The sequence below is a fragment of the Bifidobacterium sp. 2450 genome, assembly GCF_041900695.1.
GTDB lineage: Bacteria > Actinomycetota > Actinomycetes > Actinomycetales > Bifidobacteriaceae > Bifidobacterium > Bifidobacterium longum.
In genome coordinates, this window is sequence record NZ_JBHEEA010000004.1 from 200,651 (window position 1) to 210,238 (window position 9,588).

The 9,588-nt window shown below is 61.8% G+C and carries 9 protein-coding genes; 1 reads left to right on the forward strand and 8 read right to left on the reverse strand.

Annotation, left to right across the window (positions count from 1 at the left end; translation table 11 throughout):
* Positions 1–235: 235 nt before the first annotated feature.
* The 3 genes from rplL to ACEUKI_RS03285 all read right to left on the reverse strand — a co-directional run bounded on the left by rplL (position 236) and on the right by ACEUKI_RS03285 (position 2,345).
* On the reverse strand, positions 236–616 hold the full coding sequence (rplL, locus tag ACEUKI_RS03275; RefSeq protein ID WP_080785836.1) for a 50S ribosomal protein L7/L12: 381 nt from the start codon (positions 614–616) through the stop codon (positions 236–238).
* A gap of 108 nt (positions 617–724) precedes the next feature.
* On the reverse strand, positions 725–1,246 hold the full coding sequence (gene rplJ, locus ACEUKI_RS03280) for a 50S ribosomal protein L10 (protein WP_007053001.1): 522 nt from the start codon (positions 1,244–1,246) through the stop codon (positions 725–727).
* A 268-nt stretch (positions 1,247–1,514) separates the two neighbouring features.
* Positions 1,515–2,345 (reverse strand): hypothetical protein, encoded by an 831-nt coding sequence (locus ACEUKI_RS03285; RefSeq protein ID WP_181896304.1) that lies wholly within the window; start codon positions 2,343–2,345, stop codon positions 1,515–1,517.
* 254 nt (positions 2,346–2,599) lie between these two features.
* On the opposite strand from ACEUKI_RS03285, the gene ACEUKI_RS03290 reads away from it, so the two are divergent.
* Positions 2,600–3,994, forward strand: a complete 1,395-nt coding sequence (locus ACEUKI_RS03290) for an NCS2 family permease (RefSeq protein ID WP_080785833.1) — start codon at positions 2,600–2,602, stop codon at positions 3,992–3,994.
* Between the two features lie 425 nt (positions 3,995–4,419).
* On the opposite strand, the gene ACEUKI_RS03295 is transcribed toward ACEUKI_RS03290, so the two are convergent.
* The 5 genes from ACEUKI_RS03295 to ACEUKI_RS03315 form a co-directional block, all read right to left on the reverse strand.
* Positions 4,420–7,134 carry a polyribonucleotide nucleotidyltransferase gene (locus ACEUKI_RS03295; RefSeq protein WP_374156485.1) on the reverse strand — a complete coding sequence of 905 codons (2,715 nt, stop codon included), beginning with the start codon at positions 7,132–7,134 and terminating at the stop codon, positions 4,420–4,422.
* Between the two features lie 318 nt (positions 7,135–7,452).
* Positions 7,453–7,722: a 30S ribosomal protein S15 gene (gene rpsO / locus ACEUKI_RS03300; protein ID WP_007053775.1), complete on the reverse strand. Its 270-nt coding sequence runs from the start codon at positions 7,720–7,722 to the stop codon at positions 7,453–7,455.
* 190 nt (positions 7,723–7,912) lie between these two features.
* Positions 7,913–8,374, reverse strand: a complete 462-nt coding sequence (locus ACEUKI_RS03305) for a cysteine peptidase family C39 domain-containing protein (protein ID WP_181896313.1) — start codon at positions 8,372–8,374, stop codon at positions 7,913–7,915.
* Complete coding sequence (locus ACEUKI_RS03310; RefSeq protein WP_236838475.1) at positions 8,371–8,739, reverse strand: ABC transporter ATP-binding protein; 369 nt, start codon at positions 8,737–8,739, stop codon at positions 8,371–8,373. Before ACEUKI_RS03310 ends, ACEUKI_RS03305 begins: the two co-directional genes overlap by 4 nt.
* Positions 8,740–8,757: 18 nt before the next feature.
* A partial coding sequence (locus tag ACEUKI_RS03315) for an IS3 family transposase (protein ID WP_374156486.1) occupies positions 8,758–9,588 on the reverse strand: 831 nt, incomplete at its 5' end.

Consider the following 9,588-nt stretch of genomic DNA (forward strand, 5'->3'; position numbering starts at 1 on the left):
GACACACTATTTGACCACACTACGTGCCATTGTGTCATCTTTTACCGGCTTTTGGCGGATTACTGGGCACAGAATTGACAACTTTCGCTCATTGCCAGCTTTGTGATTCCACGCCGGATCGCGTTCTCCGCCTCGCCCTCGTCAACTAGTCTACTCAGTATGCGGAAACCCCGCAGCCTGAAACACAGGTGCGGGGTTCCTCGAAAAGCTGTGATTGCGGCTTATGCCGCACAAATCACTTGAGCTCGACAGTGGCGCCAGCCTCTTCCAGCTGAGCCTTGGCCTTCTCGGCATCTTCCTTCTTGGCCTTCTCGAGGACGGCCTTCGGAGCGCCGTCGACAAGAGCCTTGGCCTCGGCCAGGCCGAGGTTGGTGATGGCGCGGACAGCCTTGATGACCTGGATCTTCTTGTCGCCGACGGCGGAGAGGATGACGTCGAACTCATCCTTCTCTTCCTCAGCCGGAGCAGCAGCGCCAGCAACAGCGGCAACAGCGGCAACCGGAGCGGCAGCCTCGACGTCGAACTTCTCCTCGAAGGCCTTCACGAACTCGGAGAGCTCGACCAGGGTCATCTCGCCGAAGGCTTCCAGCAGCTCATCGTTGGTGTACTTAGCCATTATGGCTTCCTTTCAATCTTGGCGGCGGACGAAGTGGTAGATCCGCTGCCTAATAAACCTTATTGTTTAAATTATCGAAGCGACTGATTCATGCCGTGAGGGCGTAAATCAGGCAGCCTTCTCCTGCTTTTCGCGCAGGGCGTCGATCGTGCGCACAGCCTTGGTAGGCAGAGCGTTGAACAGGTACGCGGCCTTGGCCATCGATGCCTTGATGTCGCCGGCGAATTCGGCAAGCAGCTGCGGGCGGGACTTGAGGTCTGCCAGCTTCTTGGCGCCCTCGGCATCGTAGACAGTGCCGTCAGCGGCGGCACCCTTGATGACAAGAGCCTTGTTGTCCTTGGCGAAGTCACGGATGACCTTCGCAGCCTCGATGAAGTCGCCCTTCACGAAGGTGATGGCGGTCGGGCCGGAGAGAATCTCGTCGAGACCCTCAATACCCGCTTCCTTGGCGGCGATGCGTGCCAGCGTGTTCTTTGCCACGGTGTAGGAAGTATCGCGGCCTAGCTTTTCACGCAGATCGGAAATCTGCGGAACGGTAAGCCCGCGGTACTCGGTCAGGTAGACGGCGTCAGCGTTACGGAATTCTTCCGTAAGCTGAGCGACTACCGCTTCCTTTTCGGGCCTCTTCATGGCGTTCCTTCCTAAGTCGGCCGTTGACTTGGAGTTCGGAACTTTCGGCCGGGCAACAAAAAAGCCCTGCGCACAGGCAGAGCAATACAATCTCGCGAAGCGACCTTCGCCGGCCCTTGACGGGCTTATATCCCTCAACCTGCGCTGGCTTGGCGAACCAAACTTCGGAAATGCACTCGCGCGCACTTCAACCAACGGTCTGTGGTTTACGGATAATTAGATTACGGATGGTCAGCGACATTGCAGAATTCGGGCGTGTCGCAGGGCATTACAGCGTGGCGGCGTACTGGGCTACGGACGCGGTGACTTCCTTCAGATAGTCGAGCGAGCGACGCCAGTGGCCGGGTACCTCGATCGAATGGTTGGCATCCGGGTATTCGTGCACGTGCGGGGTGAGCACGTTGGCGCGGGCTCGATCGTAGAACGGGTCGGCGGTGCCGGCGCAGATCAGCGGTGCCGGGCCGGAGTATCGGGAGCTGGCGGCGTGCGACTGGCCGGCCAGTTCCGCGCGGATGATCGCCCTTGCTTCGGCCACGCTCGGGGCCTCGGATTCGACGACGATATCATCGCCGACAGCCGGCACCGGAATCACCCGGGCGGATGGATCGAAGTCGGCGTGATGCAGCACCGGGGTCAGCAGCACGAACGGCAAACCGTAGTGTGAGGCCACATGTGGGTAGGTCATCGTCGTCAGCGACTTGCCGATCAGCAACAGGCGAGGGCCGGACGGGGTGTCGGAATCACGGTTCGGTGAGTCAGCTGCGCCATCGGCCAGCACGGTAGCAGAATCATCGGCGGCAACGCCATCCCCGGAATCACCGGCTTTGCCCACGCCGGACTCGCGCGCGGCGGCCACCCAGCCGTCAATCGCCTGATTGAGGACCGGAATCACCGTGGACAGGTCGTCGGAAGCGTTGCGTACGTTCATGCGGTCGATTCGCCAGCCGGCCTCGACCAGAGCCTGGGCCGACCAGTAGAGCAGCGGACGGTCGCAGTTGTAGCCGGTGCCAGGCATCAGCAGTACGCGGCCGTACTCCTGACCGGGCTTGACGACATTCTTCTTCCAAGAGGTGATGCTGACTTCGACGGCCGGTTTCATCGCGCGCCTTCCTTCCACGGGTATGCCCTGCGTGTCCCCTGAGTTGTTCCGAATTATTCTGGCAGTCAGTCTACTCCCGGACCCGTTCACGTTACCTCCACAAGCTATAATCGGCCACGGTTCTGATTGGGTGCGCAGCGCCTGACGCGCGTTGGGCAGGCCGATCAGGGCGAGTCGCAATTCTCGCCGGGGCCAGCCGCAGCATTATGCGCGCGGTGCGCAGCCCCGCATAAACCCAAGGAAGTAGAGAGTAAATGGAGAAGTTCTTCCATTTGAAGGAAAACGGCACGACCGTCTCGACTGAGATTCTGGCCGGCCTGACCACGTTCTTCGCGATGGCCTACATCATCGTCGTCAACCCGCAGATCCTGTCGCAGACGGGTATGCCGTGGGGCGGCGTGTTCCTGGCCACCATCATCGCGGCCATCATCGGCACCCTGGTCATGGGCCTGTTCGCCAATGTGCCGTACGCCCAGGCCGCCGGCATGGGCCTCAACGCGTTCTTCACCTACACCGTGTGCTTCGGCCTCGGCTTCAGCTGGCAGCAGACCATGTGCATGGTGTTCCTGTGCGGCCTGATCAACATCCTCATCACCGTCACCAAGATCCGCAAGATGATCATCATGGCCATCCCGGAGTCCCTGCAACACGCCATCGGCGGCGGCATCGGCCTGTTCGTGGCCTACGTGGGCATGCTGAACGTCGGCCTAATCAAGTTCACTCCCGGCGATCCGAAGGCCGCCGCCAAGGGCGGTGCCGTTGCGGCTACCCCGGGTCTGGCCGACTTCAACGACAAGGTGCTGTGGGTCTTCCTGATCGGCCTCGTGCTTGCCATCGTGTTCACCGTGATGAAGGTTAAGGGCGGCATGCTGCTGGCCATCGCCATCACCACCGTGATCGGCATCCCGTTCGGCGTGACCACCTGGTCCAACTCGCAGTCCATCAGCGAGACCTTCTCCCAGCTGCCGCAGACCTTCGGCGCGATCTTCTCCGCCGAGGGCTTCCCGGCACTGTTCTCTGATCCGACCAAGCTGCCGCTGGTCATCGTGACCATCTTCGCCTTCTCCATGTCCGATACGTTCGACACCCTGGGCACTTTCATCGGCACCGGCCGCCGCACCGGCATCTTCTCCGCTGAAGACGAGAAGGCACTGGAGAACGGCCACGGCTTCTCCTCCAAGATGGACAAGGCCCTGTTCGCCGACTCCATCGCCACCTCCATCGGCGCCATCTGCGGCACCTCGAACACCACCACCTACGTCGAGTCTTCCGCCGGCATCGCCGCAGGCGGCCGCACCGGCCTGACCTCCGTGGTTGTGGCGATCTGCTTCGCCCTGTCCGCGTTCCTGGCCCCGGTCGTCTCCGCCGTGCCGTCCGCCGCAACCGCCGGCGTGCTGGTGATCGTCGGCTGCATGATGGCCGCTTCCCTGAAGGAAGTCAAGTGGGACGACATCGCCGAAGCCATTCCGGCGTTCTTCGCCGCCGTGTTCATGGCCTTCTCCTACTCCATCTCCTACGGCATCGCCGGCGGCTTCATCATGTACTGCATCGTGAAGACCTGCAAGGGCAAGGCCAAGGAGGTTCACCCGATCATCTGGATTGTGGCCGCGCTGTTCATTCTGGACTTCGTGTGCATGGCGATTCTGTAACGCCGATTGACAACGGATTAGCCTTTAAGGATTAATCCGCCGCCATACGGCATAAAGGCCGGGCTCCCACAAGGGCCCGGCCTTTGTTGTTGCCACAGTGATCAACGCCCATGAGTACCTTTGATGATCATCCGCCATTCTTGATGCATGGGAATAGTTGTCAACTGACAACTAAATGTACATGGCAGCAGCACGAGTGCCTTATTCAACATCGAAATATGCAGCGCGAAGAAGCCGAAAAACCAAAAGGCTTCTATACCGAATGAAACGGTATAGAAGCCTTTTGGTTTGCGATTAAGCTCTTCTCACCCGAGAGAAGCTAGAGAACGATCAGTCCTCGAATGCCGAACCGTTAAGCGGGGAGCCCTGCGGTCTTCCCGTAGGTGAGGGGAGCGGCTATGCCGCGACCGATCCGTGAGAGGGCTTTAGTCCTCGAACGGATCGAAGTCGCGACGGACGCGGCGACGCGGGCGCTCAGTACGCTCTTCGCGGTCGGCGCGGTAGTCGTCGTAGTTGTCGTCGGTGGCGTAGCGCGGGTTGCGGTCCGAGCCACGGCCGCGGCCGCCACGGGAACCGCCACGGCGGTCATCACGATCGCCACGGTCATCGCGATCGGAAGAGCGACGGCGACGCGGACGATCATCATCACGGGAGTCGCGAGCATCACGGTCATCGCGATCGTCGAAGTCACGGTCGGCAGAACGACGGCGACGCGGACGATCATCATCGCGATCATCGCGATCGAAGTCACGGTCATCGGAGCGACGGCGACGCGGACGGTCGTCACGATCATCACGATCATCACGATCGAAGTCACGGTCATCGCGATCGGAGCGACGGCCACGACCGCCACGGCGATCGTCACGGTCACCACGGCCACGGCCGCCACCACGGCGGTCATCACGGTCGCCACGGCTCGGGCGGGCATTGTTCTCCTGATCCTCGAAACCGGGGATGGCCAGGGAGATCTTGCCGCGGTCATCGACACCCTGAACGATCACCTCAACGGTGTCGCCTTCCTTGAGCACGTCTTCAACGGCGTCGATACGCTCGCCGTTGGCCAGGTTGCGGATCTGGGAGATGTGCAGCAGACCGTCGGTGCCGGGGGTGAGGTTCACGAAAGCGCCGAACGACGTGGTCTTGACGACCTTGCCGTTGTAGGTTTCGCCGGCCTCAGGCACGTGCGGGTTGGCAATGGAATCGATGATGGACTTGGCCTTCTCAGCGGCCTCTCCACCCTCGGAGGAGATGAAGACGGTACCGTCATCCTCGATGGCGATTTCAGCGCCGGTGTCTTCCTGAATCTGGTTAATCATCTTGCCCTTCGGGCCGATGACTTCGCCGATCTTCTCCACCGGGACGGAGGTGGTGATGATGCGCGGAGCGAACTCGCTCATCTCGGCCGGGCCGTCGATGCACTCGTTGATGACCTCGAGGATCGTGGCGCGGGCTTCCTTGGCCTGCTGCAGAGCGGCGGCCAGGATGTCGGCCGGAATGCCGTCGAGCTTGGTGTCGAGCTGCAGGGCGGTGATGAACTCGGAAGTACCGGCCACCTTGAAGTCCATGTCGCCGAAGGCATCCTCGGCACCCAGGATATCGGTGAGGGTCTTGAAGATGTGCTTGCCATCAACGTCGCCGGACACGAGGCCCATGGCGATGCCGGCAACCGGAGCCTTCAGCGGCACGCCGGCGGCCAAAAGGCTCAGCGTGGAGGCGCACACGGAACCCATCGAAGTGGAACCGTTGGAACCGATGGCCTCGGAGACCTGGCGGATGGCGTAGGGGAACTCTTCGCGGCTCGGCAGCACCGGCACGAGAGCCTTCTCGGCGAGGGCGCCGTGGCCGATTTCGCGGCGCTTCGGGGAGCCGACGCGGCCGGTCTCACCAGTGGAGTACGGCGGCATCTCGTAGTTGTGCATGTAGCGCTTGGACTGCGGACCGGACAGCGCGTCGATCTGCTGCTCCATCTTGAGCATGTTCAGGGTGGTGACGCCCAGAATCTGGGTCTCGCCACGCTGGAACAGGGCGGAACCGTGCACGCGAGGCACAATGTCCACCTCGGCGGACAGGGTGCGGATGTCGCGCAGGCCACGGCCGTCGATGCGGTAGTCCTCGGTCAGGATGCGGCGGCGCACAATCTGGCGCTGCAGTTCCTTGAAGGCGTTACCGAGTTCCTTGTCCTTCTCGGCATCGTCCATATCGGTGAACTCGTCCGCGAGCACCTCGCGCACGTGCTCCTTGATCTCGTGGATGCGGTCCTGGCGCGGCAGCTTCTCGGCGATGGAGAGGGCCTCGTCCAGATCCTTGTGGGCGATCTCGTCGATGCGGGCGTACAGCTCGTCGGTGTACTCCGGGAAGAGCTGGAATTCCTTGGTCTCCTTGGCGGCGATCTTCTTGAGCTCGTCCTGAGCCTCGCAAATCACCTTGATGAACGGCTTGGCGGCCTCAAGACCACCGGCAACGACTTCCTCATCGGGCTTGGCCTGGCCCTCGTCGTAGATGAGGTGCCAAGCGTTCTTGCCGGCACCGGCCTCGATCATGGCGATGGCAACATCACCGTTCTCGATCACGCGGCCAGCGACCACAATCTCGAACACGGCGCGCTCACGCTCGCTCCAACGCGGGAAGGCGACCCACTGGCCGTCAATCAGCGCCAGACGCACACCGGAGACCGGGCCTTCGAACGGCAGGCCGGAGATCATGGTGGAGGCGGAAGCGGCGTTCAGGGCGATGACATCGTAAGCGTCATCGGGGTTCACGGCGAGCACGGTCTCGACGACCTGCACTTCGTTGCGCAGGGTGTGCGGGAACAGCGGGCGCAGCGGGCGGTCGATGATACGGCAGGCGAGGATGGCCTCGGAGCTCGGGCGGCCTTCACGACGGAAGAACGAGCCCGGAATCTTGCCGGCAGCGTACATCTTCTCTTCAACGTCGACAGTCAGCGGGAAGAAGTCGTAGTTCTCCTTCGGGCTGGAACCGGCGGTGGTGGTGGACAGAATCATGGAATCGTCGTCGAGGTAGGCGGCCACAGCGCCATCGGCCTGCTGGGCGAGGCGGCCGGTCTCGAAGCGCAGCGTGCGCTTGCCAAACGATCCATTGTCGATTACGGCCTCAACGGCCTTGATTTCGGGACCCTCCATAGGGTTCCTCCTTCTTTAATTTTTCTAATTATTCCTACATACTGTGTTGCGGTTTGGCGACTCGCTTGAACCGCAACTGTCCTCTTCAGCGGACGTCACATACCTTGTTTCGACTGGCCCCTTGGCCGTCGTTCCTCGTGTCAACCCCTTCATTCGGGTTCTCTTGTCGGCCTTACCTACTGGCTACCTGCGTGCGTACCGTTTCCGGTTTCGGCGCCCTACTGGCCTATCCTCTAACCCTCTTGCCGTTGTTGCCGTTGGCTGGCGATATGTAAAACGCCCGAGCACCATCCTAGGTACTCGGGCGGAAGTCTTCAATTATCGACGCAGACCCAGACGCTCGATGAGGGAACGGTAACGGTTGATGTCAACGCGCTTGAGGTAGTCAAGCAGGCGACGACGGTCACCGATCATCAGCTGCATACCACGACGGGAGTGGTGGTCGTGCTTGTGCTCCTTGAGGTGCTCGGTCAGGTCGGCGATACGCTTGGACAGCAGAGCCACCTGGACCTCGGGGGAACCGGTGTCACCTTCGTGCGTCGCGTACTCGTTGATAATCTGGGTCTTCTCGTCAGCCGTCAGTGCCACGGCGTCCTCCTTATTGTGTCGTTGCGCGGTGTTTCGTGCAGGTTCGCTCGAAACGCTCTCTATCCGCGGGCGAAATTACGCCGAATGAAGACTATACGGCAGGGGCTGGACTGGGGCCTCATGAGCCGAGGGTGTAAGGGATAAGGTGTAAAGGGTAAGGGTTTAAAGGCGTAAGGGTGTAAGGGGACACTCACTCCTGCCGGTACAGCCGCGAATACAATCCGCCGGCCTGCAGCAGTTCGTCATGCGTACCGGATTCGACGATCCGCCCATGATCCATGACATGGATGCGGTCGAAATCCCGAATCGATGCGAGTCTGTGCGCCACGACGATGCACGCATTGTCGGAGTCGAGCAACGCCGTCATGACATGTCGCTCGGTATCGTTGTCCAGAGCACTGGTGGGTTCGTCCATAAGTAGGAAGTCCGGTCTTCCGACGACCGCGCGTACGCGGATGCCGGAGCCGGACAGCACCGTTACGATGTTCGCGAGGCTCAGTCCACCGCGTGGAGCGCCGTACCGGCGGCGCAGCTCGTCCATGGTCACGGGATGCCCGAATGCGGCGAGGATCATCGCCGCGGCGGCCAGCCCGCATTCGCTGTGCTCGCCTTGTTCGATAAACGGGACACGGTGGCGACGCCATGATCTCATGCTTGCCGTCCGCGCGCGGGAAGGCCGAAGTCGACGTGCGTGCGGTCACGCCCGAGCGTGGACGCCTTGGTGAACGCCTCATAGTCGTCGAATTCGGCGAGCATCATATCCTTGACGAGATGTTCGTCGTCAAGGATGATGATCCGGTCGGCCACATTCCAACAGTATTCGAGGTCATGGGTGACGGTGAGCAAAGTGCGCTCGTCGGCGCGAAGCTGGTTGACGTAATCGACGAGCAGCGAGCGGGTGATCGGATCGATGGCGTTGCTTGGCTCGTCGAGCATGATGACATGCGGGTCGAACAGCATGCCGGCGACGATGCCGACCCGTTTGCGCAGACCGGTCGAGAGTGGATGGATTGGCAACGGTGTGTTGGACTGTTTCTAGAGGGTTTTTCCTTGTTGTGTGAACTCCAAGGGGCTCAGGTACCCGAGGGTCGAGTGGAGCCGTCGGTGGTTGTACCACCACACGTACCTGTTCAGGTCCGAGCGCAGCCGTTCCACGCTCGTGTATGTGTTGGCGTATATGAGTTCCTTCTTGACGAGCCGGTCGGTGGATTCGACCACCGCGTTGTCGTATGGGCTGCCGGGTCCGGAAAGGGAACGCGTGATGCCGAACACGTCGAGCATGCGTTCGATGCGTTCCCCGGTGAACCCGCCGCCGCGGTCCGTGTGGAACACCTCGATCTCATCCAGCGGGAAGCGCAGCGCGGCGAACGCGGCCAGCACGAGATCGGCGTCGTGCCTGACGCCGACCGAATGGCCGGCGATCTGCCGGTTGGCCAGGTCGCCGGGCAGGCAGACGTACGCCCACGAACTGCCGACCCTCACGTAGGCCGGGTCGGAGGCCAGATGGGTGCGCGGCGCATAGCCATTGAACTCGCGGGCGAGGATGTTGGGAGCCGGGTCGTCGTTCGGCCTGGCCGGGCGTGGCCTATAGGCGGCCTTGGAATAGGAGCCGGCCATGCCGTTCCCCTCCATGATCCGGTTGACGCGGCGGCGGGACAGCGCCACGCCCTCGTGCCCCAGGGCGTGCTTGATCCTCCTGGCCCCGTACACCTTGCCGCCGTCCCTCCACACGCGCCCCACATCCTTCTCGTAAGGGTCGGCGCGTTCGGCCTCGGGGTGTTCGAGCATCCAGCAGTAGGCCGACCTGGCAACGCCCAGGACCCCGCACTGCGCCGATATCGGGCAGCGGCCGGCGTCGGACCGTAT